Origin of the sequence: Marinobacterium rhizophilum, from assembly GCF_024397915.1 — a bacterium.
Taxonomy (GTDB): Bacteria; Pseudomonadota; Gammaproteobacteria; order Pseudomonadales; family Balneatricaceae; genus Marinobacterium_A; species Marinobacterium_A rhizophilum_A.
The window spans coordinates 3,854,677-3,879,025 of sequence record NZ_CP073347.1 but is presented as its reverse complement, the minus strand read 5'-3'; the positions used below and the strand labels follow the sequence as shown (position 1 = coordinate 3,879,025).

General features: G+C 60.4%; 27 protein-coding genes, 5 tRNA genes and 1 other RNA gene. 7 read left to right on the top strand and 26 right to left on the bottom strand.

Going from position 1 to position 24,349, the window contains the following annotated elements; translation table 11 throughout:
- Window positions 1-18 precede the first annotated feature (18 nt).
- From nusG to KDW95_RS17385, 15 genes are all read right to left on the bottom strand, one after another.
- A complete protein-coding gene (gene nusG, locus KDW95_RS17455; protein ID WP_255853079.1) occupies window positions 19-552 on the bottom strand; it encodes a transcription termination/antitermination protein NusG in 534 nt (177 codons plus the stop codon).
- A gap of 12 nt (window positions 553-564) precedes the next feature.
- Window positions 565-933: a preprotein translocase subunit SecE gene (gene secE / locus KDW95_RS17450; protein WP_255853078.1), complete on the bottom strand. Its 369-nt coding sequence runs from the start codon at window positions 931-933 to the stop codon at window positions 565-567.
- Window positions 934-990: 57 nt separating this feature from the next.
- Window positions 991-1,066 (bottom strand) — tRNA-Trp (locus tag KDW95_RS17445).
- Window positions 1,067-1,129: 63 nt separating this feature from the next.
- Window positions 1,130-2,353 carry an elongation factor Tu gene (gene tuf / locus KDW95_RS17440; RefSeq protein ID WP_255853077.1) on the bottom strand — a complete coding sequence of 408 codons (1,224 nt, stop codon included), beginning with the start codon at window positions 2,351-2,353 and terminating at the stop codon, window positions 1,130-1,132.
- A gap of 94 nt (window positions 2,354-2,447) precedes the next feature.
- A tRNA-Thr gene (locus tag KDW95_RS17435) sits at window positions 2,448-2,522 on the bottom strand.
- Between the two features lie 8 nt (window positions 2,523-2,530).
- A tRNA-Gly gene (locus tag KDW95_RS17430) sits at window positions 2,531-2,605 on the bottom strand.
- A 24-nt stretch (window positions 2,606-2,629) separates the two neighbouring features.
- Window positions 2,630-2,713: transfer RNA gene (locus tag KDW95_RS17425), tRNA-Tyr, on the bottom strand.
- Between the two features lie 25 nt (window positions 2,714-2,738).
- A tRNA-Thr gene (locus KDW95_RS17420) sits at window positions 2,739-2,814 on the bottom strand.
- Window positions 2,815-2,849: 35 nt separating this feature from the next.
- Window positions 2,850-3,503 carry a hypothetical protein gene (locus KDW95_RS17415; protein WP_255853076.1) on the bottom strand — a complete coding sequence of 218 codons (654 nt, stop codon included), beginning with the start codon at window positions 3,501-3,503 and terminating at the stop codon, window positions 2,850-2,852.
- 1 nt (window position 3,504) lies between these two features.
- Window positions 3,505-4,227 (bottom strand): type III pantothenate kinase, encoded by a 723-nt coding sequence (locus KDW95_RS17410; RefSeq protein ID WP_255853075.1) that lies wholly within the window; start codon window positions 4,225-4,227, stop codon window positions 3,505-3,507.
- Complete coding sequence (gene birA, locus KDW95_RS17405; RefSeq protein WP_255853074.1) at window positions 4,224-5,198, bottom strand: bifunctional biotin--[acetyl-CoA-carboxylase] ligase/biotin operon repressor BirA; 975 nt, start codon at window positions 5,196-5,198, stop codon at window positions 4,224-4,226. The genes KDW95_RS17410 and birA overlap by 4 nt, the downstream gene beginning before the upstream one ends.
- Before the next feature lie 42 nt (window positions 5,199-5,240).
- Window positions 5,241-5,744, bottom strand: a complete 504-nt coding sequence (locus tag KDW95_RS17400; RefSeq protein ID WP_255853073.1) for a dihydrofolate reductase — start codon at window positions 5,742-5,744, stop codon at window positions 5,241-5,243.
- Window positions 5,745-5,753: 9 nt separating this feature from the next.
- Window positions 5,754-6,596, bottom strand: a complete 843-nt coding sequence (locus KDW95_RS17395) for a thymidylate synthase (RefSeq protein ID WP_255853072.1) — start codon at window positions 6,594-6,596, stop codon at window positions 5,754-5,756.
- A gap of 61 nt (window positions 6,597-6,657) precedes the next feature.
- Entirely contained in the window at window positions 6,658-7,446 is a 789-nt protein-coding gene (lgt, locus tag KDW95_RS17390; protein ID WP_255853071.1) for a prolipoprotein diacylglyceryl transferase, read from the bottom strand.
- Window positions 7,447-7,464: 18 nt separating this feature from the next.
- Entirely contained in the window at window positions 7,465-8,268 is an 804-nt protein-coding gene (locus KDW95_RS17385) for a sulfite exporter TauE/SafE family protein (protein WP_255853070.1), read from the bottom strand.
- A 144-nt stretch (window positions 8,269-8,412) separates the two neighbouring features.
- Here KDW95_RS17385 and KDW95_RS17380 point away from each other — a divergent pair, with 144 nt between their 5' ends.
- Window positions 8,413-9,213: an NRDE family protein gene (locus KDW95_RS17380; protein WP_255853069.1), complete on the top strand. Its 801-nt coding sequence runs from the start codon at window positions 8,413-8,415 to the stop codon at window positions 9,211-9,213.
- Between the two features lie 44 nt (window positions 9,214-9,257).
- On the opposite strand, the gene ptsP is transcribed toward KDW95_RS17380, so the two are convergent.
- Both ptsP and KDW95_RS17370 read right to left on the bottom strand, forming a co-directional pair.
- Window positions 9,258-11,534, bottom strand: a complete 2,277-nt coding sequence (gene ptsP / locus KDW95_RS17375; RefSeq protein WP_255853068.1) for a phosphoenolpyruvate--protein phosphotransferase — start codon at window positions 11,532-11,534, stop codon at window positions 9,258-9,260.
- Window positions 11,535-11,551: 17 nt separating this feature from the next.
- Window positions 11,552-12,046, bottom strand: a complete 495-nt coding sequence (locus tag KDW95_RS17370) for an RNA pyrophosphohydrolase (RefSeq protein WP_020682452.1) — start codon at window positions 12,044-12,046, stop codon at window positions 11,552-11,554.
- 154 nt (window positions 12,047-12,200) lie between these two features.
- On the opposite strand from KDW95_RS17370, the gene KDW95_RS17365 reads away from it, so the two are divergent.
- Entirely contained in the window at window positions 12,201-12,857 is a 657-nt protein-coding gene (locus KDW95_RS17365; protein WP_255853067.1) for an HAD family hydrolase, read from the top strand.
- A gap of 79 nt (window positions 12,858-12,936) precedes the next feature.
- On the opposite strand, the gene KDW95_RS17360 is transcribed toward KDW95_RS17365, so the two are convergent.
- The 7 genes from KDW95_RS17360 to KDW95_RS17330 form a co-directional block, all read right to left on the bottom strand.
- Complete coding sequence (locus KDW95_RS17360) at window positions 12,937-13,977, bottom strand: NADP(H)-dependent aldo-keto reductase (RefSeq protein WP_255853066.1); 1,041 nt, start codon at window positions 13,975-13,977, stop codon at window positions 12,937-12,939.
- A gap of 67 nt (window positions 13,978-14,044) precedes the next feature.
- The gene (locus KDW95_RS17355; protein WP_255853065.1) at window positions 14,045-15,241 is read right to left on the bottom strand and encodes a class I SAM-dependent rRNA methyltransferase; all 1,197 of its coding nucleotides are present in this window, start codon (window positions 15,239-15,241) and stop codon (window positions 14,045-14,047) included.
- Between the two features lie 141 nt (window positions 15,242-15,382).
- On the bottom strand, window positions 15,383-15,775 hold the full coding sequence (gene gcvH, locus KDW95_RS17350) for a glycine cleavage system protein GcvH (protein ID WP_255853064.1): 393 nt from the start codon (window positions 15,773-15,775) through the stop codon (window positions 15,383-15,385).
- A gap of 309 nt (window positions 15,776-16,084) precedes the next feature.
- Window positions 16,085-17,362, bottom strand: coding sequence for an FAD-dependent oxidoreductase (locus tag KDW95_RS17345; RefSeq protein WP_255853063.1), 1,278 nt, complete (start codon window positions 17,360-17,362; stop codon window positions 16,085-16,087).
- Window positions 17,359-18,621 (bottom strand): 2-octaprenyl-6-methoxyphenyl hydroxylase, encoded by a 1,263-nt coding sequence (gene ubiH / locus KDW95_RS17340; RefSeq protein ID WP_255853062.1) that lies wholly within the window; start codon window positions 18,619-18,621, stop codon window positions 17,359-17,361. Before ubiH ends, KDW95_RS17345 begins: the two co-directional genes overlap by 4 nt.
- Window positions 18,618-19,955, bottom strand: a complete 1,338-nt coding sequence (gene pepP, locus KDW95_RS17335; RefSeq protein WP_255853061.1) for a Xaa-Pro aminopeptidase — start codon at window positions 19,953-19,955, stop codon at window positions 18,618-18,620. The genes ubiH and pepP overlap by 4 nt, the downstream gene beginning before the upstream one ends.
- On the bottom strand, window positions 19,955-20,554 hold the full coding sequence (locus KDW95_RS17330) for a UPF0149 family protein (protein WP_255853060.1): 600 nt from the start codon (window positions 20,552-20,554) through the stop codon (window positions 19,955-19,957). Before KDW95_RS17330 ends, pepP begins: the two co-directional genes overlap by 1 nt.
- Before the next feature lie 180 nt (window positions 20,555-20,734).
- On the opposite strand from KDW95_RS17330, the gene KDW95_RS17325 reads away from it, so the two are divergent.
- The 4 genes from KDW95_RS17325 (at window position 20,735) to KDW95_RS17310 (ending at window position 22,171) form a co-directional block, all read left to right on the top strand.
- Window positions 20,735-20,944 (top strand): TIGR02449 family protein, encoded by a 210-nt coding sequence (locus KDW95_RS17325; protein WP_255853059.1) that lies wholly within the window; start codon window positions 20,735-20,737, stop codon window positions 20,942-20,944.
- Window positions 20,941-21,261 carry a cell division protein ZapA gene (locus tag KDW95_RS17320; RefSeq protein ID WP_255853058.1) on the top strand — a complete coding sequence of 107 codons (321 nt, stop codon included), beginning with the start codon at window positions 20,941-20,943 and terminating at the stop codon, window positions 21,259-21,261. Before KDW95_RS17325 ends, KDW95_RS17320 begins: the two co-directional genes overlap by 4 nt.
- A 115-nt stretch (window positions 21,262-21,376) precedes the next feature.
- A non-coding RNA gene (gene ssrS / locus KDW95_RS17315) (6S RNA) lies at window positions 21,377-21,555 on the top strand.
- A gap of 61 nt (window positions 21,556-21,616) precedes the next feature.
- Window positions 21,617-22,171 (top strand): 5-formyltetrahydrofolate cyclo-ligase, encoded by a 555-nt coding sequence (locus tag KDW95_RS17310; RefSeq protein WP_255853057.1) that lies wholly within the window; start codon window positions 21,617-21,619, stop codon window positions 22,169-22,171.
- 10 nt (window positions 22,172-22,181) lie between these two features.
- Here the strand turns inward: KDW95_RS17310 and KDW95_RS17305 are convergent, their stop codons facing one another.
- The gene (locus tag KDW95_RS17305; RefSeq protein ID WP_255853056.1) at window positions 22,182-22,310 is read right to left on the bottom strand and encodes a hypothetical protein; all 129 of its coding nucleotides are present in this window, start codon (window positions 22,308-22,310) and stop codon (window positions 22,182-22,184) included.
- A 313-nt stretch (window positions 22,311-22,623) separates the two neighbouring features.
- Window positions 22,624-23,535, bottom strand: coding sequence for an AEC family transporter (locus tag KDW95_RS17300; protein WP_255853055.1), 912 nt, complete (start codon window positions 23,533-23,535; stop codon window positions 22,624-22,626).
- Window positions 23,536-23,756: 221 nt separating this feature from the next.
- On the opposite strand from KDW95_RS17300, the gene KDW95_RS17295 reads away from it, so the two are divergent.
- Window positions 23,757-24,272, top strand: coding sequence for a glycine cleavage system protein R (locus KDW95_RS17295; protein WP_255853054.1), 516 nt, complete (start codon window positions 23,757-23,759; stop codon window positions 24,270-24,272).
- Window positions 24,273-24,349: the final 77 nt, after the last annotated feature.

Sequence of the window (24,349 nt, the reverse complement as noted above, 5' to 3'; positions counted from 1 at the left end):
GAATTCAAATAGTGTTGATCAGGCTTTTTCGACCTGAGCAAACTCCAGCTCGACAGGTGTGGAGCGACCAAAGATCAGCACCGCCACATGGAGCCTGTTTTTCTCGTAGTTGACCTCTTCCACCACACCGTTAAAGTCGGCAAAAGGACCATCCACAACGCGTACCATCTCGCCCGGCTCGAAGAGAGTCTTCGGCCGCGGCTTGTCGACGCCACTCTCGACGCGACGCAGAATTTCCTGCGCCTCTTTCTCGGTGATCGGCGCCGGCTTGTCGGCGGTACCGCCGATGAAACCCAATACACGCGGCGTATCCTTGACCAGGTGCCACGCTTCGTCTTCCATGTCTATCTGGACCAGAACATAACCCGGATAGAACTTGCGCTCAGACTTGCGCTTCTTGCCTTCGCGAATCTCGATGATCTCCTCGGTCGGAACCAGGATGTCACCGAACTTCTCCTGCATACCATAAAGCTCAACCCGCTCTTTCAGCGAGTTCATAACACGCTTCTCGTAACCGGAGTACGCATGGACGACATACCAACGCATTGCCATACTAAAAACTCCTTAACCGATTACACCAGACACAAACCAACCCAGAAGCGAATCCAGGCCCCACAACAGCAGCCCGACAATCAGCACCACCACAACAACCATCAGAGTTGTCTGCAGCGTTTCCTGCCGCGTCGGCCAGACCACCTTGCGGATCTCGGTCTTGGCTTCCTTGAACAGGTTGAAAAATGCTTTCCCTTTAGCAGTGTTTAACGCTACAAATCCCGCCACCAACGCCAGCACGATAAGCGCGACGACACGGTAGAACAGTGACTGATCGGAAAACATGGAGTTTCCAACCACGCCCGCCGCTACGACCAGGACAACGACAAGCCATTTCAGGCCATCGAATTTTGATTCCACAGGGACTGTTTTAGAAATCACTTTGTAGCCTCAGCTAAGATAAGCTTGCGCTAATTTGACGCCACTTCCGATTGAAAGTGGCAGGCCAGGAGGGACTCGAACCCCCAACCTGCGGTTTTGGAGACCGCTGCTCTGCCAATTGAGCCACTGGCCTACTGCGTAATAGGGACGCGAATTATATGCCCGCCCCTATCACTTGGCAACACCTAATTTACAATTAGGCGATAATTCTTGCTACAACGCCGGCACCAACGGTACGGCCGCCTTCGCGAATCGCGAAACGCAGGCCTTCTTCCATGGCGATCGGGTTGATCAGGGTAACAGACATCTGCACGTTGTCACCCGGCATTACCATCTCAACACCTTCCGGCAGCTCACAGGCACCGGTGATGTCTGTGGTACGGAAGTAGAACTGCGGACGGTAGCCTTTGAAGAACGGAGTGTGACGTCCGCCTTCTTCCTTGCTCAGTACGTAGACTTCACCTTCGAACTGGGTGTGCGGCTTGATGGAACCCGGCTTGCACAGTACCTGACCACGCTCAACGTCGTCACGCTTGGTGCCACGCAGCAGCGCACCAACGTTCTCGCCTGCACGACCTTCGTCCAGCAGCTTGCGGAACATTTCCACACCGGTGCAAGTCGTGGTCTGAGTGTCACGAACACCGACGATTTCGATCTGGTCGCCGACTTTCAGAATGCCACGCTCTACACGACCGGTAACAACAGTACCGCGACCGGAGATGGAGAACACGTCTTCCACCGGCATCAGGAACGGCTGATCGATAGCACGCTCAGGTTCCGGAATGTAGGAGTCCAGAGTCTCAACCAGCTTCTTGACAGCAGTAGTGCCCAGCTCGTTGTCGTCTTCGCCGTTCAGCGCCATCAGCGCAGAACCTGCAATGATCGGAGTGTCGTCGCCCGGGAACTCGTAAGTATCCAGCAGCTCACGCAGCTCCATTTCAACCAGTTCCAGCATTTCAGCGTATTCTTCAGAATCAACGCCGCCGCAATCTTCAGCCAGCAGGTCAGCCTTGTTCAGGAAGACAACGATGAAAGGCACACCAACCTGGCGAGACAGCAGGATGTGTTCGCGCGTCTGCGGCATCGGGCCGTCAGTGGCGCCACATACCAGGATAGCGCCGTCCATCTGGGCCGCACCGGTGATCATGTTCTTGACGTAGTCGGCGTGACCCGGGCAGTCAACGTGCGCGTAGTGGCGAACCGGAGACTCGTACTCAACGTGCGAAGTCGCGATGGTGATACCGCGCTCACGCTCTTCAGGAGCATTGTCGATACCGTCGAAGGCAACGGCTGCGCCGCCCCATACTTCAGAACAAACGCGCGTCAGCGCGGCTGTCAGAGTGGTCTTGCCGTGGTCGACGTGACCGATGGTGCCGACGTTGACGTGCGGCTTGTTACGTTCAAATGCTTGCTTAGCCATCAGCCAGATTCCTGATAACGTTGAGTGAGATTTCAGAACGACAAATACAACAAAGGGCAGACATATTTCTATATCTACCCTTCATCTTAAATTATGGAGCTCATGGGCGGAATTGAACCGCCGACCTCACCCTTACCAAGGGTGTGCTCTACCCCTGAGCTACATGAGCACAACTGCTGGAGCGGGTAGCGGGAATCGAACCCGCCTCTTCAGCTTGGAAGGCTGAGGTAATAGCCACTATACCATACCCGCCTGCCGGCAAAATCTGGTAGTAGATGGTGGTGAGGGGTGGATTCGAACCACCGAAGCTCGCGCGTCAGATTTACAGTCTGATCCCTTTGGCCACTCGGGAACCTCACCTTACTACCTACTTCGTCGCTGAACGTGGTGCCGGCACGAGGAGTCGAACCCCGGACCTACTGATTACAAGTCAGTTGCTCTACCAGCTGAGCTATACCGGCTCAGCGTCGAAGTGGGGCGTATAGTACTGATCGACTTAGGGTGTTGCAACCCCTTTGCAAAGTTTTTTCTCTATTTTTACATCTGGATGCGATTGCTCAAGCACACGATTGATTTTATTGAACAAATTTCGATCAGAGTCGACCGGAAGCACCACCACAAAGCGTTCATCCAGACGCTCTACCTGCTGCAGTTGCGGCGCCAGGCCGGTATCGCGAAAGCGCTCACGTGCTGCCTGCGCCTGCGCCTCGGACGCGTAACGCCCCAGCAGCAACTGCGCGCCCTGCGGGCTGCTCTCCGGCACGATATCCATTGACTGCAGTCGCTCTATCAGCGCAATGCGTTCCTGCGCATCCTGCGGCACCGCCAGCACCAGCTCAACTCCCGCGGCTCGCCGAGTACTTTCCCGCTCGATAACCGGCACCAGCCCGTAACGCTGCATCAGCCCCGCCACCTGCTCGGCATCCGACAGCGCGGGCAACCCGACATAGGACACACAGAGCGCCTGGGACTGCCCCTCCTCGCCCAGAGGCCGCAACTGCCCGGGATCAAGCTCGGACAACAGGCGCACATCCGCCCCCGGCTCTACCACCTCCGGCGGCACCACCCCGGGGTCACGCTGCAACAGTGCGGCCCACAGCAGCACTATGGCATTCGCCAGCAACAGCAGCAAAAACAGCCAGCGCAGCATGCTAGGCCAGCGCCCAGTGCAGACCATCCAGCACCAGGTCGGGACAGTACTCGCCCCGCCCGGCCAGACGCGCAAACAGCTCGCCATCACCGCCGGTAACCAGCAGCTGCGCCGACGGATAATCCGCCGCCAGCTGCTGCAGCAGGCGCTGTGCGATGGCATCAAGCACAAAATTAATACCGTGAAATACCGCCGCCGATGTATGAGTACCCGGCGTCATGTCGAACTGCTCCACCCCCTGGTCCGCAACGACCCGGGCGGTATTGCTCAACAGACTGCTGGTCATCAGGCGTACACCCGGCACGATATAGCCGCCGCTATGGGTGCCGTCAGCGCTGACAAAATCTATGGTTATGGCACTGCCGCAGTCCACCACACAGACGGCACCCTTGACCTGGTTATACGCCGCCAGCATGCCCAGCCAGCGATCCACACCCATGCGCGACGGATCGGCATAGCTGTTGCTCACCCCGGCAGCGTGCCGCTCTACCCGTGCGAATTCGGGCGTCAGTTTCCAGCGAGCCTGGCAGTAGCGCGAGACCAGCGCAGCCATCTCGACACCCGCCACGCAGGCGACCCGTACGCCCGCCACCTCATCCGGCCAGCACGCGAACTGGGTCTCATCGAGCTGGGCGCCAAGCAGACGTCCGCGCACCCAGCCGCGCTCTGCATCGGCATAGCGCCACTTGAGAAAGGTATTGCCGATATCGATTTCGAGAATCATGACAGACGCCTGAGACTCACTTCACCGCCATGGAAACTCTCCAGCCCCGCCTCGGTTTCCAGTACCAGGGCACCACTGCCAGATACACCGCGACAAATACCTTCGACGGCATTGAGGCCCAGGTTCAGCGACACGCGCTGATCGCGACAGGCATCCAGTGCCTTCCACTCCTCCACCAGCGGCTCGAAGCCCGATTCGGCAAAGGCTGCCAGCACCGGCACCAGCTCGTTCACCAGCGCCGCCAGCACCAGGGTTCTGGAGGGGACAGTGCCACAGATCTGCTGCAGATCGATCCAGGGCTGATCGATATCCACCGCCAGGTCATCCGGCATGGCGATATTCAATCCGATACCGGTAACGACCTGACAGTCCCCGGACGCCTCGCCGCTGACTTCCAGCAAGACACCCGCCAGTTTGCGCCCCTGCCACAGCAGGTCATTGGGCCATTTCAGCTCAACCCCCTCCAGCCCGAGACGCGCCAGGCCGCGGGCCAGCCCCAACCCGACCGCCAGGCTCAAGCCTTCGAGGGAGGCCGCCCCCTGGGGGAAGCGCCATACCAGCGAGAAATACAGGTTGCGTGCAAAGGGACTGACCCAGACCCGACCACGCCGGCCGCGCCCGGCGGTCTGCTGCTCGGCCACATAGAGTCGGCCATGACCGGGACGCTGCTGCAGCTGCTGCATCGCCAGCAGGTTGGTGGAGGGAATTGACAGGTCAAACTGCAGCTCCCCCAGCCTGGCCGCCACATCCGCGTCCAGCGCGGCCACAAAGGCCTCGGCATTCAGCAGGTCCAGCCCACCGGGCAGGCGGTAGCCGCGCCCCTTTACACTGTAGATCTCGATGCCAAGCTCCTCGAGCTTGCGCATCTGTTTCCAGATCGCACTACGACTGACTTTCAGCTGCTCCCCCAGCTCCTGCCCGGAGTGGAAAAGGCCATCGGCCAGGATAGACAACAACGATCGGGTCGTCATAAGGCGTGTCCTTGTTTATTCGAATTGACCCGGCGATTCCGCTCAGGCGCGCTCCAGTACCCGGAGGCTGTAGTCATACGGATTGGGATCCTGGGCTGCAAAATCCGCACGCTCGACCTCCCGCCACTGATCCTGATCCAGCGCCGGGAAGCGAGCATCCCCGTCAATATCGGCCTGCACTTCGGTCAGGTAGATACGTTGCACCAGCGTCATCGCCTGGGCATAAATCTGCGCCCCCCCGATCACCATCGCCTCGTCGGCACCGCCGACGTCACAATGCGCCTGAGCCAGGTCGATCGCCTCCTCCAGCGATGCAGCCGCCTGAACCCCGGCATGGGACCAGTCAGGGTTGCGTGTGACCACAATATTGGCACGCCCCGGCAGCGGTCGACCGATGGACTCGAACGTCAGCCGCCCCATGATCACCGGCTTGCCGAACGTGACCTGCTTGAAATACTTCAGATCCGCCGGCAGATGCCAGGGCAGCTTGTTGTCGACGCCGATAACGCCGTTACGGGCCTTCGCCACGATAATTGCGAGCTTCATACCCTGTCCTCAAATAGCAATCGGTGCCTTGATACCCGGCTGCGGCTCGTAGCCGGCAAACTCGAAGTCCTCAAAGGCATAGTCAAACAGTGAAGCAGGCTTGCGCAGGATACGCAGTGCTGGCAACGCGCCCGGCGTACGGGACAGCTGCTCATCCACAATGGCCGGGTTATTCAGATGATTCTGGTACAGGTGCAAGTCACCGAAGGTATGCACAAAGTCACCCACTTCCAGGTCACACTGCTGCGCCAGCATATGGGTAAGCAGTGCGTAGGAAGCGATATTGAACGGCACACCGAGGAAGTAATCCGCACTGCGCTGGTATAGCTGGCAACTGAGCTTGCCATTGGCGACATAGAACTGGAACAGGGTATGACAGGGCGGCAAGGCGGCCTTGCCATTTTCCACATTCTGCTGAGGACTCAGACTTTCATCCGGCAGGTCCGCCGGATTCCAGCCGCTGACGATCAGGCGGCGCGAGTTGGGATTGCGCCGGATCTGCGTCACCAGGTCGGAAATCTGGTCCAGGGTGCGACCATCAGGGCAGCTCCAGGAGCGCCACTGCTTGCCATAAATAGGCCCCAGGTCACCATTGTCCAGCGCCCATTCGTTCCAGATGCTGACGCCGCGCTCTTTCAGCCAGTTGTTGTCGGTACTGCCGGCCAGGAACCACAGCAACTCGTACACCACTGACTTGATGTGCACTCGCTTGGTGGTCAGCAACGGAAACCCCTGCGACAGGTCGAAGCGCAACTGACGACCAAACAGGGAACGGGTTCCGGTGCCGGTGCGGTCACCCTTGTCACAACCGTTGGCCTTTATATCGCGCATCAGGTCCAGATACTGCTGCATCACTACTCCACATCAAAAACCTGTACATGCGAACTTGCCCGCCCAGGTGGCGGGCATTCGCTCAGGCGCTAACTTTACGCCGGTAGGCCAGCAGCATCAACAAGGCCCCTGCCAGCACCATGGGTACAGACAGCAGCTGCCCCATGGTCAGCCAGTCAAACGCCAGAAAGCCCAGCTGTTCATCGGGCTGGCGCACCAGCTCGATGAGTGAGCGGAAACTGCCATACAGGAGGAGGAACAGCCCCGACACCGCCATGCGCGGCCGCGGCCTGGCCGAGAACCACCACAGCAGCGCGAACATCAGCACCCCTTCCAGGGCAAACTCGTACAGCTGGGATGGATGCCGCGCCACCCCGTCCCCGGCGCGGGGAAACACCACGCCCCAGGGCAGGTCGGTTGCCCGCCCCCAGAGCTCACCGCCAATGAAGTTGCCGACCCGCCCCGCCCCGAGCCCAATGGGTATCAGCGGTGCGGTGAAATCCCCCATCTCGAAAAAGGTCTTGCCCTGCTTGCGACCGAAGACCCACAGCGCCACCAGCACGCCAATCAGCCCACCATGGAAGGACATGCCACCTTCCCAGACGTGGAACAGCCACAGCGGGTTCGCCAGGAAGTAGTCGAACTGGTAAAACAGCACATAGCCGGCCCGTCCGCCGAGCACCACGCCCACCGCTCCCCAGAAAATCAGATCGGAGACCTGCTGCTCGGTCCAGCCGGAACCCGCCCGCCTGGCTCGCTGTACGCCGAGCCACCAGGCGGCAGCAAAGCCCACCAGATACATCAGGCCATACCAGTGTATCTGCAGAAAACCCAGATCCAGCGCGATCGGGTCGATATCATGTACCCACATAAATGTCTCAGTCCTTGTTCAAAACAGATTGCCGAGCAGAAAACGCAAGCCCACCAGGGCGAGAAAGGCCGCAAACACACGCCGCAACACCGGTGCCGGCAAATGGTGCGCCAGACGCGCACCGATACCTGCGAAGAAGGGACTGGTGAGCACAATACCGACAAACGCCGGCAGATAGACATAACCCAGGCTCCAGTCCACCTGCGCAGGATGCCCCCAGCCCTCAAGCACATTACTGAGAGCCCCGATCACGGCAATTGGCAAGCCACAGGCGGCCGATGTCGCCACGGCCTGCTGCATGCGCACATGCCGCCAGCTCAGAAAGGGCACGGTGAGCGTCCCACCACCGATGCCAAACAGCGCCGACGCCCAGCCTATCAGACCACCGGCAACACCCAGCCCGCCAGGCTTTGGCGCCGCGCCCGGGCTGTCCGCAGGCCTGGCGCCAAATGCCATCTGCAGGGAAACCAGCAGCGCAAAGCTGCCGATCATCATTTGCAATATGTTCCCCGGCAACTGCCCTGCGGTTTTCACTCCCAGGAAAGCCCCCAGCACAATGCCCAGACTCAGCGGACGGAACAGGTCCCAGCGCACGGCACCACGCTTGTGATGCGCCCTTATGGAGCTGATGGATGTGACCACGATGGTCGCCAGCGATGTTGCGACCGCCATGTGAGTGAGAATCTCGGGGGAAATTCCCTGGGCACCGAAAGAAAAAACCAGTACCGGCACGATCAGCAAGCCACCGCCAATACCAAAGAGTCCGGCCGTCACACCCGCCGCGGCACCCAGTGCCAGATACATCAATAGGGTCAACAGCATGATGGAACATCCCTGCAGCAGTCATGATAAAGTCGCCTATAGTAGCCTAAAAGGTACTACTGGCAAGCAGACATCCACCGCGAACCTCGCGCCACAACTTGCGCGCAGACGCGCGGCGAAACCCTCAGCGAGAGACCCGGTTGCATGTGCCTGATCACCTTCGCGTACCAGAGCCACCCCGACTACAACCTGATACTTGTTGCCAACCGCGACGAGGCCTATGAGCGTGCGACCCTGGATGCCGCCCCCTGGCGACAGGACACCGGCCTGGTTGCCGGCCAGGATCTGGAACAGGGCGGCACCTGGCTCGGCATTCACCGCAGCGGCCGGCTTGGCGCGGTCACAAACCATCGCGATGGCCGCACCAGCGCGAACAAGGCACTGCGCTCGCGCGGCCACCTGACGCGGGACTTCCTGCTGTCACGGGAACCGGCCGCAAGCACCAGCCAGCGCTATGCCGAACAGGGGGAGGAATACGGGGGATTCAATCTGCTACTGGGGGACCGCGAGGGACTGTACTACCTGTCGAACCGGGGCCGAACGCCCGAGCGGCTCACGCCTGGGATCTACGGCCTGAGCAATGCATTGCTGGACAGCCCCTGGCCCAAGCTGCTGCAGGCGCGCAATGCGCTCGATGCCGCCCTTGGCAGCATCAATGCAGACCAGGATATGCCACCACTGGCGGCACGGCTGACGGAAGTACTGGCCTGTCACGACCTGGCGCCGGATGACCAGTTGCCCGATACCGGCATCAGCCGGGAGCTCGAAAGAAAATTGTCATCCTGCTTTATCCAGCTACCGCAATACGGGACCCGGGCCACCACGGTGATCCTGCAGGACTACCAGGGTAACAGCTGTTTCTACGAGCAAAGCTTCGATGCCGCAGGGCCCACCGCCGCTCGCCACTACAGCCTGCAACTGCCACTGATCGGCGGCGATCCATAAACAGACCTGGCCCGGCAACTTAGCCACGGCGCACCGGAACCGGCCTACCTGGGAATGGTCGGCCGCGACAGCTGGCCCAGCCCCAGTTCCTGCAGGGTCGTGCGCAACAGCATGTGAATTTCCTCGGCGTCATCCATGCCTCGCACCTGGCTGAGCAGGCCGCGGGCGCGCACATGAGTAATACCGCGAATCGCAGACTTCACCCGCGGAATGTTGGTGGAGTTCATCGACAGGACGTCATAGCCCATGGCCATCAGCAGGATGGCGCCACAGGGATCCGAGGCCATTTCACCACAGATCGACACCTGCACGTTTTCCTTGTGCGCCTCCTCCGCGATATATTCCAGCGCCCGCAATACCGAGGGGTGGTAGGGGGCGTAAAGACCCGCCACCCGGGGGTTGTTACGATCCACCGCCAGCAGGTACTGGGTCAGGTCATTGGAGCCCACGGAGATAAATTCGACCCTGCGCGCGAAGCGACGCACCTGGTATACCGCCGCCGGTACTTCCACCATCACGCCCACCGGCGGGCGTTCGGTAACATGCCCCTCCTCGCGCAGTTCATTCACTGCACGGTCGATCATGCGGTTGGCTTCGTCCACCTCATGTACGCTGGTCACCATGGGCAGCATAATGCGCAAGTTGCCCAGCCCCTCGTTGGCGCGCAGCATGGCCCGCACCTGAACCAGGAAAATTTCCGGATGGTCCAGTGTCACGCGGATGCCGCGCCAGCCCAGAAAGGGGTTTTCCTCCTTGATCGGAAAATACGGCAGCGCCTTGTCACCACCGATATCCAGCGTACGCATGGTGACCGGGCTCGGCGCGAAGGCTGCCAGCTGCGAACGGTAGGTCTGCATCTGCTCCTGTTCGCTGGGGAAAAAGTCCCGGATCATAAACGGGATCTCGGTACGGTAGAGGCCAATGCCCTCGGCACCGCGATCCAGCGCCCGGGTCACGTCGATATCCAGCCCGGTATTGGCCCACAGCGGCATGCGATAGCCATCGGAGGTTTCAGCACACTTGTCGCGCAACTGTTCAAGACCGGCGGCAACCTCGCGGTCCTCCCGCATGATGTCCCGATACACCTGCAGAATTTCGTCCGACGGGTTCACATACACCCGGCCGTTATAGCCATCCAGAATGAGTGTGCGTGCCTCTATCTGGGTATAGGGCAGATCCAACACCCCCATGGCGGTTGGAATGCCCAGCGAACGCGCCAGAATGGCGGCATGGGAGTTACCGGAACCATGGACCGACACCAGACCCGCCAGCTTTTCGGTAGGCACCTCGCCCAGCATCGCCGGCGTCAGTTCGTCAGCCACCAGTATCGTATTGTCGGGATAGTCGATCTGCGCGGGGGCCGCTTCCTGCATGTAGGCCAGTACCCGCCGCCCCAGGTCTCGAATATCGGTTGCCCGCTCGCGCAGGTAAGGGTCGTCCATGGCATCGAACTCTCGGATATGTGACTTGATCACATCCCGCAGAGAGCCCTGGGCCCAGTTGCCCAGGCGAATTTTCTCCACCACTTCGCCCGCCAGGGCATTGTCGTCGAGCATGCGCAGGTACACATCAAACAGCGCCTGTTCCTCGGTACGCAGCCGCTTGGACAGTGTGCGCCCCACCACCCGGATATCGTGCCGTACAGACTCCAGCGCACGCACGAAAAGTTGAATTTCCGCCTCGATATCAGCAGCCGGCTTGTCCGGTACCGCATTCAGATCCGCCGGAGGCGCCATAACGACCGCAGGACCAACAGCGACACCCGGCGCGGCTGAAACGCCTTCGAACCGGCTTTCGATCACCGCGCCACGGCGGCTGCCACTGACATCCTGGATGGAACCCGTTGCCTCCGCATGGGCGATAACACCGGCCAGCTGAGCCGAAACGGTCACCAGAAACGCCTCTTCGTTCTCGTCGAAGCGCCGGCGCTCCTTTTGCTGCACGACCAGCACACCCAGCACATCGCGCTGGTGAATAATGGGAACACCCAGAAAGGAGTGAAAACGCTCTTCACCGGTACCCGGCAGGTAAATAAATGCCGGGTGCTTGGCTGCGTCTTCAAGATTGATCGGTTCGGCACGCTGCCCTACCAGTCCGACGATGCCTTCGGAGGCTGACAGGCTGACCGCACCCACGGCATCCTTGTTCAGGCCCTGGGTGGCCATCAGGATGTAACGCTGCTTTTTGGTATTGAACAGGTACACCGAGCACATCTGTGTACGCATGGCACGCTGTATTCTGCGCACGATGAGATCAAGCACCGACTCAAGATCCGGTGCTGCACTGACCTCCTGCACGATCTTGCGCAGTGTTTCGAGCATTGACCCACCCCATATTGTTATTTTCGTTGCTGGGCGACGACCCGCGCCAGCTTGGGCGACAGTTCCCTCATCGCCTTTCGGTACACTTCACGCTTGAACGACACCACCTGCCCCAGGGGGTACCAGTAACTCACCCAGCGCCAGCCATCAAATTCCGGCGAACTGGTGTGGTCAATGGTCACCGCCTGGTCTTCGCTGAGCATGCGCAGCAGAAACCACTTCTGCTTCTGGCCGACACAGACCGGATGGGAATTGCGCCGGATCATTCGTTTGGGCAGACGGTAGCGCAGCCAGCCGCGCGTGACAGCAACGATCTCGACATCGCTGGCCCGCAGTCCGATTTCCTCGTGAAGCTCACGGAACATCGCCTCATCGGGGGATTCGTCATCCTGAATCCCGCCCTGGGGAAACTGCCAGGCATCCTGTCCTATCCGTCTGGCCCAAAGGACCTGACCCAGCGAGTTCGCCAGAATGATGCCGACATTCGGTCTGAACCCGTCTGAATCAATCACTGTTTATATCCTGAAATAGTTCGTTGCTATTGTTCCACACTTCACGAATTCCGCAAACTCCACGCACAACAGCAATTTACAGCACCTGACGCGGTTTGAAAGGCCGCCCGGGACACTCTATGATCGGCCTTTTCCATTCACGGGGAGCACCGCCTTGAGCCTGGCCATTTTCGATCTGGACAATACCCTGTTAAACGGCGATAGCGACCATGCCTGGGGCGAGTTCCTGTGCACCCAGGGCATCGTCGACCCCGCCGAGTACAAGCAGGCCAACGACCACTTCTACCAGCAGTACAAGACCGGCACCATGGATATCTTCGAATTCCTGGAATTTGCCTTGCGCCCGCTGGCCCAGCATTCGCTACAGCAACTGCAGCAATGGCACAGCCTGTTCATGCAGCAGTGCGTCCAGCCAATGATGCTACCCAAGGCGCTGCAATTGCTGGCAGACCATCGCGCCCGCGGCGACTTTCTGCTGATCATCACCGCCACCAACCATTTCGTGACATCGCCCATCGCCCGCCAGCTGGGTGTGGATGCGCTTCTGGCCACCGATCCGCAAATGGTTGACGGGCGTTACACCGGCAAGGTCGCGGGCACGCCCTGCTTTCGTGAAGGCAAGGTAGAGCGCCTGCACCGCTGGCTGCAGGAGCATGAGCATACGCTGGAAGGCAGCTATTTCTACAGTGACTCACAAAACGATTTGCCGCTGCTCGAACTGGTCGATAACCCGGTGGCGGTGGATGCCGATGAGATATTGACGCGCACCGCGACAGAGCGCGGCTGGCCGGTGATCAGCCTGAGGGATTGAGATCGGGGAGTCCCGGTACCCTGCATGAGGCAACGTGGATAGCTTATCCACGCTGCCTCATGCAGGAGCACGATGCGGCTCAGGGGCAGGGATAGGTATAACGGGCGTGAATGGCTTCGATCTGCGCCAGCACATCGTCGCCCAGGGTCAGATCCACGGACGCAATGTTGCTGCGCAACTGATCCATTCTGGATGCTCCGATGATATTGCTGCCAAGGAAAGGCCGACTGTTGACGTAGGCCAGCGCCATCTGTGACGGATCAAGCCCCGCCTGCGCTGCCAGCGCAACGTAGGCGGCGGTCGCGGCCTGGCCCTGGTCGGTCAGGTAGCGCTGGTAGTTGGGGTACAGCTTGAGGCGCGAGCCATCCGGCCTGGCGCCATCCAGATACTTGCCGCTAAGCACGCCGAACGCCAGTGGCGAATAGGCCAGCAGGTCGACCTGTTCGCGCAGCATGGCCTCGGCCAGGCCCACTTCCAGGCTGCGATTGAGCAGGCTGTAGGGATTCTGTACCGAAACCACCCGCGGCAGACCCAGCTTGTCGGCCAGTCGCAGGAACTCCATGGTGCCCCAGGCCGTTTCGTTCGACAGCCCGACATAACGCACCCGCCCCTCATCCACCAGCACCTTCAGTGCCTGCAGCGTCTCTTCCATCGGCACGCCGTCATCGGCGCGATCGCCCGGCACATAGCCCAGCTGGCCGAAGAAATTACTCTGGCGTTCAGGCCAGTGCAGCTGGTACAGGTCAACATAGTCAGTCTGCAAGCGCTCAAGACTGGCATCAATGGCCTCCCTGATGCAGGCGGCACTCAATCCCACGTTCGGGCGAATGTAGCTGCACAGATCGCCAGGACCGGTTACCTTGGTGGCCAGCACCAGTTGATCACGGGTGCCCCGCGCGCGCATCCAGCGACCGATGATCGCCTCGCTGGCCCCTTGATAGTCAGGCGATGTGGGCACTGGATACATTTCCGCCGTATCCAGCAAGTTGACGCCCTGGGTCAGGGCATAATCCAGCTGCTCCCAGGCCTCAGCCTCGGTATTCTGGCTGCCGAACGTCATGGTTCCCAGCGCAATACGGCTGACCCTGAGGTCGCTGCCACCGAGCATTTTGTACTGCATCCATACCTCTCCCTGATTCAGACTTGCGCCCTGGCCGGCATGCCGGGGTCCATGGACGGCTCGAAGGTCAGCTGACCGGCAGTACCCTCACGAACAGGGCTTTCAGGTAATCCGTTTCCGGAATTGCCGGGTGCAGCGGGTGATCCGCACCCTGGTGACCCTGTTCAAAAATTTGCGAGTTACGGTCGAGCTCGCGGCTGTTGCTGCGAATGATATCCACCAGGCTTTCGCGCTGCAGGTGCATGGAGCAGGACGCGGACACCAGCACGCCCTCACGGCTCAGCAGGCGCATGGCGAAATTGTTGATGCGGGCATAGGCGCGCTCGCCATTGCGAATATCCTTCTTCTTCTGGATAAACCCGGGCGGATCAACGATCACCACATCGTAGCGTTCTTTCTCGGCCACCAGCGCCTTGCAAATATCAAAGGCATCGCCGTGCAGCGGATCAAAGCGGTCTTCCTTGCCGTTGAGACGGGCGTTTTCCCGTGCCACATCCAGCGCAAAGTGGGATGCATCCACGCAGCTGGCCATCTCGGCCCCGGCCGCCAGCGCCTGTACACCCCAGCCACCGACGTAGCTGAACAGGTCCAGTACGCGCTTGCCCTTCACCAGCTGCTGCATGCGGGCACGGTTGGCGCGGTGGTCGTAGAACCAGCCGGTTTTCTGGCCACGCTGCAGCGGCGCCAGCAAGGACACACCGTTTTCGATTAGCGGGCAAAGCTCCGGAATCTCGCCCTGCACCACTTCGACGTAGGTTTCGAGGCCTTCCATTTCACGCATCTTGCCATCGTTGCGCAGCAGGATCGCTTCGGGTTTGAAGACCTTGTTCAGCGCCGCGACGATGTCGTCGATGACCGCTTCCATGCCGGCGGTCGAGACCTGCACCACGAAAATATCGTGGAAGCGATCGATCACCAGGCCCGACAGGCCATCGGAATCACCGTACACCAGGCGGTAGCAGGGTTCACTGAAGCACATCTCGCGCAGCGACAGCGCCACGTTCAGGCGATGCACCAGCAGCGAGGTATCCAGCTTGTAATCCAGGTCGCGGCTGACCAGGCGGCCGCAGATCAGGGTATTCGGGTTAACGTAGGCAATGCCGAGCACCTTGCCGCGATCAGACTCAACCACCACCTGCTCGCCGGCGGTGAAGCTCTTGATCGGGGTCTTCTGATTATCAACCTCATTGCTGTAGATCCAGAGATGACCACCACGCAGGCGTTTCTCGGCACCCGTTTTAAGGCATAAGCGTTTCAGTGACATATCTATGACTACATTTCCTGAGGTCTTGCCGGCAACCGGGTCAACTGCCCTGTGCCGCACTGGGTTGTGAAAATGACTGTCCCGGCGCGCAGCCGGGACAGTGAGGCGGCCAGAGAGGCCACCGCGATCAGGCGCCCGGGATCAGGCTTCGGATTCGCACAGTTCGCTGTAACCGTCAGCGTCGAGCAGCTCATCCAGCTCCACCTTGTCGGAGAGTTTCAGGCGGAAGAACCAGCCATCGCCAAAGGGGTCGCTGTTCACCAGTTCGGGGGAGTCTTCCAGGTCTTCGTTGATTGCAACGACTTCACCGGAAAGCGGAGAGTAGATATCCGATGCTGCCTTGACGGATTCAACCACACCGGCATCATCACCGGCGGACAGCTGTGCGCCGACATCCGGCAGCTCAACGAACACCACGTCTCCCAGCAGGTCCTGGGCATGATGAGTGACACCGATAGTCACGGTGCCGTCATCCTCGACGCGAACCCATTCATGGCTGGCGACGTATTTCAATTCGTTTGGGATCTCACTCATTTTCGTTTCCTACCCTTCTCAGGATTACGAGTTCTATTAGCCATTGGCAGCTGACTCAATAACAGGCTGACGCATGCGGCATAAACCGGTGCCAGCCCGTATCGCCGCGCAGGTTGCAGCGGCTGCATGACACAACACCGCGTTTTTATCCTGCCGTGTCCTGGGAGCACACCCATGCGACACCGCCTCGACTGGCCCCAGTATAGACACAAATCAGCCTGCGTCTGCCTGCCTGCAAAAGCGGTTTCACCGGAGTCAATCCACCCCGCCAGGTGGGGGACGCCAATGTATAGACTATCCCGCGACAGATCAATCGCCGCAGTGGCGCTGCGCCCGTGCCGGCAGATCGCCCGACAGGCCCATGGCAATCAGGGCCAGATGATTTTTTACCGCGCCCAGGCGATCGAAGCAGCGCATGCCATAATTGCGCCCCAGTACGAGCAGTGGCTGCTGGCTATCGAACAGGCGCTTGAAGCCCTCCATACCCGCGGCCATCTGCAGATTTTCACCCTGGCGCCTGCGCTGGTAACGGCGCAACACGCGCAGCGCACCTATATCATCTCCCCGCGCAGCAGCAGCTTCGATGACTTCAGCCAGTACGGCGGCATCCAGCAATCCCAGGTTCACACCCTGCCCCGCCAGCGGATGAATGGTATGGGCCGCATCGCCGATGGCGGCAAAGGCCGCCTGCACGTAGCGCTTGGCATGACGCTGGCGCAGCGGGAAACTGTAACGCCGATCCGCCCACTCCACCCGCCCAAGGCGCCCTTCGAAGGCGCGCTCCAGGGCCGTACAGAAGGCGGTGTCATCGAAGCCCATCAGCTCTCGCACATGCTCCGGCGAGGTGGACCAGACGATGGAACTGAGATGGCTGTCGCTACCATCACGCAACGGCAGGAACGCCAGCGGGCCGTCATCGGTAAAACGCTGCCAGGCGGTGGCTGCATTGCCGCATTCCGTGCGCACCGTGGTCACGATGGCATGGTGACCATAGTCCCACTCCCAGGTCGGCAGTGCCGCCAGCTGACGAACCCGCGACAGGGCGCCATCCGCAGCGACCACCAGCCTGGCGCACAACGCCCGCCCGTCGGCCAGTGTCAGCTCGCGCCAGGCACCCAGCGTCGACTCTCGCGGCTCCGACAAGGCCTGTACCTCCACAGCCTCCAGCAGACGAATCTGCGGCTGCTCCGCCAGCGCCGCACGCAGACCGGCGAGGATGACCCGGTTTTCGACAATATGCCCGAGGTAGGGCTCGTGCAGATCGGCGGCGCTGAAATGGGTGCGGCCGGTGCCTTCACCGTCCCATACATCCATCTCGGTGTACGGGCTCAGGCGCAGCGATTCCATCACAGGCCAGGCATCGACGGAGCGCAGAATCTGCTCCGAGGCGCAGGTCAGCGCGCTGACCCGAGGGTCGAACCCCTCTGCCGCGGCCTGTTGTACCTGCTGCAACGGGTCCTGTGGCGACGCCGGTCGACGCTCCAGCACCAGTATCTTGAGGCCACTGTCGCGCAACGCCAGCGCGGCGGTCAGGCCTACCATGCCGGCACCCACGATAATCAGGTCCGCATCCAGCTTGTCGCTCATCCCTGCCCCTCCCCGGAAAACAGCGCCGGCGCCGGCATGTCCAGCCCCATGGCGCTGCGGGCAAACAGGGTCTTGCCCAGCGGGCAGGCGTCCAGTGCCTGCAGCCCGAGATTGCGACCCAGGGTCAGCAACGAACTGGTACTGGTAAATAGCTTCATGGTGCCATCGCTGAAGCCGATGGTGCGTTGCTGATCGCGACGCATCTGCTCGTGATACGCCTGCAACACCGCCAGGTCACCCAGCGAACGCCCCTGCTGTTTCGCAGCAATCAGATGATCCGCCAGACTCACCAGCCCCCGCAGCGCCAGGTTGTAGCCCTGGCCTGCGATGGGGTGCAGCGCATGGGCGGCATTGCCCAGCACGACCAGGCCGGTACGCACCTGCTCTTCGGCCAGCACCAGCTGCAGCGGGTAGGCATGGCGCTCGCCCACCGCCACGAAACGCCCGGCACGGTAGCCAAAGCGCTGCTGCAGCTGTTCCAGAAAGCCGGTATCGTCTGCGGCCATCAACGCCTGGGCATCGTCATCCGACAGGGTCCAGACCAGCCCGCAGCGGTGCTGCCCCGCCTGCTCCTGCAGCGGCAACAGCGCCATCGGCCCCTGGTCGGTGAAGCGCTCATAGGCGATGCCACGGTGTGGCCGGTTTGGGCTGACATTGGCAATCAGCGCATGTTGTTCGTAGGCACTGTAGCGATACCCGATGCCCAGGCGCTCGCGCAATTCGGAACGCCCGCCATCGGCCATGACCACCAGTTCGCAACTGATCGAAGACGCCACACCATTGCGGCTCACCGTGACACTCATCTGGCCATCACCGGGGACAATTTGTGCCACCTCGGCCGGGCACAGATAATCGATGCGCCCGCACTCAGGCTGCTGCAGCCGGTGCAGCAGCACCTGGCCGAGCCAGTGGTTCTCGATCACATAACCCAGTGCCGGCACCCGCTGCTGTGCTGCATCAAGGCGCGAAGCACCGAAATGGCCACGATCGGAAACATGAATTTCATTGATGGGGGCAATATGCTGCGCCAGTGTCTGCCAGATACCCATGCGCTCGTAGGCACTGCGACTGCCGTAGGCCAGCGCCGTGGCGCGGGCGTCATAGCTGGGCTGATAGCTGAGGTCGTCGGCCCGCAGCGGTACCGGCTCAACAATGGCGATGTCCAGCCCAAGCGCCTGGGCCGCCGGTGCCAGAGCGCAGGCAAGGCTCGCGCCCACCATGCCGCCGCCAACGATAATCAGGTCGTAGTGCTGTTTCATCGCGATTGCCGGGCCTGTGCCATCAGCGCTTCGATCTCGGCGACCGACTTGGGCGCGGCGGCACTGAGTACTTCGCAGCCCGATGCCGTCACCAGCACGTCGTCTTCAATACGGATGCCGATGCCGCGCCAGCGGGCCTCAACCTGTTCGTTGTTCGGCGAGACGTAGAGCCCCGGCTCAACGGTCATGACCATGCCAGGCTGCAGCGGGCGCCACTCACCCGCCACGCGGTAATCGCCCACATCATGCACATCCATTCCCAGCCAGTGGCCCAGCCGGTGCATGTAAAACGCGCGGTAGGCCCCCGCCTCGATCAGCTCATCGGCGTCCCCATCCAGCAACCCCAGTTCCACCAGACCGGCGGTCAGCATCCGCACCGACAGGTCATGCACTTCGTTCCAGAGCACACCCGGGCGTACCAGCTCGATACAGGCCTGCTGGGTGCGCAGCACCAGTTCGTAAAGCTGCTTCTGTTCAGGACTGAAGTGCCCGTCCACCGGGAAGGTACGGGTAATGTCGCCGGCGTAGTATTCCCGCTCGCAGCCGGCATCGATCAGTACCAGGTCACCGGCGCGCAGCGCATCGCGGTTTTCGGTGTAGTGCAGAATGCAGCCGTTGGCACCGCCGCCGACGATCGAGGAATACGCCGGCAGATGGCAGCCATGCATGGCAAAGTGGTGGGTAATTTCAGCCTCCAGCTGATACTCGTACAGCCCCGGGCGGCACTGCTGCATGGCGCGCACATGAGCCTGGGCGGAAATGCGTCCGGCGTCACGCATCAGGCCGATCTCGGCGTCGGACTTGAACAGGCGCAACTCGTGCAACAGCGGATCCAGCATCACCAGCTCTGTGGGTGCGACCACGCCCTGGCGACTGCGGGCCTGAACCACCTTGAGCCACTGGCGCACCTGGCCGTCAACGTTTTCATCGGTACCGATGGAGTAACAGATACTGCAGCGTCCCTCGAGCAGGTCGGGAAGGCGCCGATCGATCTCGGATACAGGGTGAGCTTCGTCGGCACCATAGTGCGCCACCACACCCTCGGGGCCGGTGCGATAGCCGTGCCAGATTTCCATTTCAGGGTCGCGCCCCTGGCAAAACAGCACCACTTCCCCTTCGGCCCGCCCTGGCAGCAACACCAGCACGGCATCCGGCTCGTCGAACCCTGTCAGGTAATAGAAGTCGCTATCCTGGCGAAACGGATACTCCACATCCCGGTTGCGACTGCGCATGGCAGCACCTGGCACTACAGCAAGGCCGCCGGTCGGCAACTGTGCCATCAGGCGGGCGCGCCGGGTCGCGAATTCACTCTGGGGCAGGCTGGAGTTCATCATCAGTGCAGCGTCTTGGGGGCAGGTTCAGCTTCACTTTGCGGCGCCGACTTGTTGCATTCGGCAAACAGCATCAGCGCCGCCATGCGGACATACTCTTCGACTTCCATCAGGTTGGACTCCCCCTCTTCGCCATCATCATCATCGGCCACGATCTGCGATATCTCGCTGAGGTCGGTCAGCACTTCGCGGGACTCCTGCGACAGGCTCGCATCGGTCTGCTTGCCATACTGCCCGAAGCCACTCAAAAAGCCCTGGCACCACTGCCCCAGGCAAGCCGCACGCAACGACAACAGCTCGTCGTCACCCGGCAGCATGAGGTCGAAATCAAGCTCCAGGCCTTCAAGCTGATTCAGCGCATGCCCAAACATCTCCAGCACGCGCACCTTGGAGACTTCCTGGGTGAAGTCGCCGATCTCCAGAAAGGTCGCCGCCAGCTTGAGCCAGGCGGCGGCATCGGGCCGGGCGCCGGCCACCAGGGCCCCGCTCAGCAGGCCGTGCAGTTCGGAAGGGGATATTTCCTGCACGCCCTCAGCGACAAGCACATTGGCAATATCATCAAAATCAGCCGGGGAGGACGGGGTTTCGGTATCTGCGGTCATCAGTCTTCGCTCAATTCCTGCGGGGCACATCAAGGATTCATTATTGCCGATATCCTAGCAGCCTGACCGGCTGAACACTATTGCAGCCGCGTCTGACAATTACCTCGGACAGCGCCTTTCATTGACCCTTAACCAAGCGCTGTTTATATTTCGCTCTTGATCACATTGCCGGGACTGAGCATGAACGACCACTACTTCAACGCCCTGGAACGAAAAATCGATCAGCTGCTCGATCACTGTCACCGGCTGGAACAGGAAAACCAGCGCCTGCGTTTACAGGAAACGCAATTAAAGGATGAACGTGCCCGTCTGCTGCAACTCAACGACCAGACCCGCAGCAAAGTCGAATCCATGATTCAGCGACTCAAGGCACTGGAGCAAAATGCATGAGCAAAACCGACGCACACAAGGTCACGATCAAGCTGCTCGACAAGGAGTACATCATCGCCTGCCCCGAGGGGGCGGAGGCTGAACTGCTCACCTCGGCCGATTACCTGGATCAGAAGATGCGCGATATTCGCGGCAATGGCAAAACCGTCGGGCTCGAGCGGGTAGCGGTTATGGCGGCGCTCAACATTGCCCACGAGCTGCTCAAAAGCCACGCCGACAACCGTCAGCATATTGAAGATCAGGTGCGTCACCTGGGCAGCAAGATCGACCAGTCCCTCAGCCGCTCAGCACTGGAAAAGCAAGAACAGGACAACTGAAAATTCTTCATGGCGAGCAAAACTGTTTAAATATCAAACAACTAAAATCATGCTTAGCCAAATTCAGTTAAATTTCAAGTCCTGACATCCAGATGCAGACGCGTATAATGTAAATCACTCCCTGGGGTGTTCGACAGGCGTTCAAGTCCCTCGAGCCGATAAGTACACCTCTGGAGGCCTTCTGTAATGCTGGTGAGCATGTCCGTTTATCGGAAAGCCTGATGTATTCGAAGGCCCCCACCTTGAACCTTAGGGTTCAGGGCCACGATCGTTACCGGCACTTCCGGGGAGCCCTTTCAGATATTTTCCCATGACCGTACCCACACCTGATCAACGCCAACTGCTGCGACGCCAAATGCGTACTCGTCGACGGGCGCTTAATCCCCGACAGCAGCGTGACGCCGCCCGCAACCTGCTGGCCAACCTGCGACGCCTGCCCGCCTTTCACCGCGCCCGGCACATCGCCCTCTACCTGCCCAACGACGGTGAAATTGATCCCACACCGGTTATCGAACTCTGCTGGCGCCTGGGCAAGCAAACCTACCTGCCCGTGCTGCACCCCATTCGCCACAACCGGCTCTGGTTTGTACCCTATACAGCGACAACACCCATGCAGCGCAATATATACCGCATTCTGGAACCCAGGCTCAGGGGCGCGCCAAGGCGTCCACCCCAGGCGCTTGATCTGGTTTTGCTGCCGCTGGTGGCATTTGATGCCAGCGGCGCTCGCATGGGCATGGGCGGGGGCTATTACGACAGGACCTTCAGCTTTAAACAGCGCAAGGGTCCCCAGGGGCCGAAACTGATCGGCCTGGCGCATGATATTCAGAGAGTCGACGAGTTACCCGTTGCAAGCTGGGACATACCGCTTGCGGGCATAGTGACCGATTGTCGCGACTACATGCTGTAGTCGCGCCAACTCAGCTGTTGCTGAAGACCTGCTCAACCAGGGCGGCGAACTGGAAGTCGCTTTGCGAAACACCCGTCATGATTGAACCAATGACAAAGACCAGAACGATCACCATTATCAGATCCGGACCTTTTTTCATACGCCGTCTTTATCCTCTATATCCAGGCAAGAAGGAGCCGCCGTTGTCTTGACTGTCAGCGGCACTCCATGAAACAGAATGCCGTGTAGTGTTCCAGATTGCAGCAATATTGCAACAACTGGCGCTTACTTTTTTAGCGTATCGGCCGGCCGGCGGCCTTATTTAATACTGCACACGAAAAAATGCGCAAAATAACACTCCCGCATTGCAGGGTGCAGGGCATTAACCTGTCACAGCCGTGAAATATTTTTCCAGCTACCAACAGGGTGCCTCAGCCCCAGTCCCAGTCCCAGGAAAAGGTCTGCGCCTGCAGCTAAAGCAGCCAGCCCAGCATGAGCGGAATGGTTAATGCGGACAACAGGGTCTGGCCGGTAATAATGGCGGCCATCATGGCCGCATCCCCCCCCAGCTGGCGTGCCAGAATATAGGCGGAGCCCGCCGTCGGCAGTGCGGCAAACAGGATCAGCAAATTCCGGGTCAGCTCTGCCAGTGACAGCAACTCTGCCAGCGCCAGTGCCAGCAATGGAAACAGCAGCAGCTTGATGAGCGAGGCCCCCAGCAGTACAGGCCCCACGGTACGCAGCGCCTTCAGGCTGAGCCCTGCGCCCACGGCCAGCAGCCCCAGCGGCAAGGCCATTTGCCCCAGCAGTTCGGCCACGGGAGCCACCAGCAGCGGCAGGCCAATGCCACTGTAATTCAGCAGCATGCCCAGCACCGACGCCAGAATCAGTGGATTGCGCAGCAAGTTTCCCAGCACCGGACGCAGCCCACGGGAGCCACCGGCGTGAAACGCGAACACCAGCACGCAGAAGCCATTTAGCAGCGGAATCATAAACGCAATGATCACCGCCGACACCGCCAGCGCGGACTCACCATAGAGCGCCGCCACCGCCGCGAGCCCCACGTAGGTATTAAAGCGCATCGCGCCCTGGTAAAAAGACGTAAATTCCGCGCCACTGAGTTTCATCAACGGTCGCAGCAGATAACACAACGCGCTGCCCGCCAGCAGCAATAACAGTACCGCCATTCCAACGCCACCAATGGAAACAGTACTGATATCCGCCTGACTCAGGCGCGCCACCAGCAGTACGGGAAAGAGCACAAAATACGTTGCCTTCTCCGCCAGCGGCCAGAAACTCTCCCCCGGAAAATCGTAACGGCGCGCCAGTACACCAAGCATCAGTAATGCGAATACCGGCCAGAGCATGAGCAGCATATCGAGCATGGGCGTGAGCTCCCTCTTACAAAGGCGACAAGAATCCTGTTTCGCCCGAGCCAGAGCGCAGACGACCTCGCGCTTGCGACCCGACGGTAAACCGGACACACTCAAGACCGGGCACCGGTACAGCCTGAGACGAGCACGCCGGTGGGGAGCTGCCCGCACTATTGGGCACGCCGGCCGGATCTTCGGCCCGCGCGCTGGGTAAAAGCATACAGGAGCGTAACATGATGACATCCCTGGTATTAACCGTCATCGGTCCGGACAAGCCCGGCCTGGTGGAATTATTGTCCCAAACCATTGCCCGCCACAACGGCAACTGGCTTGAGTCCGGCATGTCGCGCCTGGGCGGCAAGTTTGCCGGCATCCTGATCGTCAGCGTGCCCGCCGGGGACGCGACCGCCCTTGAGCAATCGCTGGCAGCATTAAGTGGAAAGGGTCTCAAGGTGACGGCCGAGCGCAGTGATGATGCCGCCAGCGAGACCAGCCGCAGCCCCATTGCCCTCGAACTCGTGGGTCATGACAAGCCCGGTATTGTGCGTGAAATTGCCCAGGCTCTGGCTGCACGCAATATCAACGTGGAAAGCCTGGATACCGAGCTGACGTCCGGCTCCATGTCCGGCGAGCAGCTGTTCAAGGCCCAGGCCAGCCTGCAGGCCCCGGAAGGGCTCGATATCGACGAACTGCAACAGGCACTGGAAGCGATCGCCAGCGACCTGATGGTGGATATTACGCTGAAATAACCCCACTCACCCCAAACAAAAAACGCAGCGCCCGGCGTTTAGCCACCCGGCTCTGCGTTCAGGATACAGGCCATGCC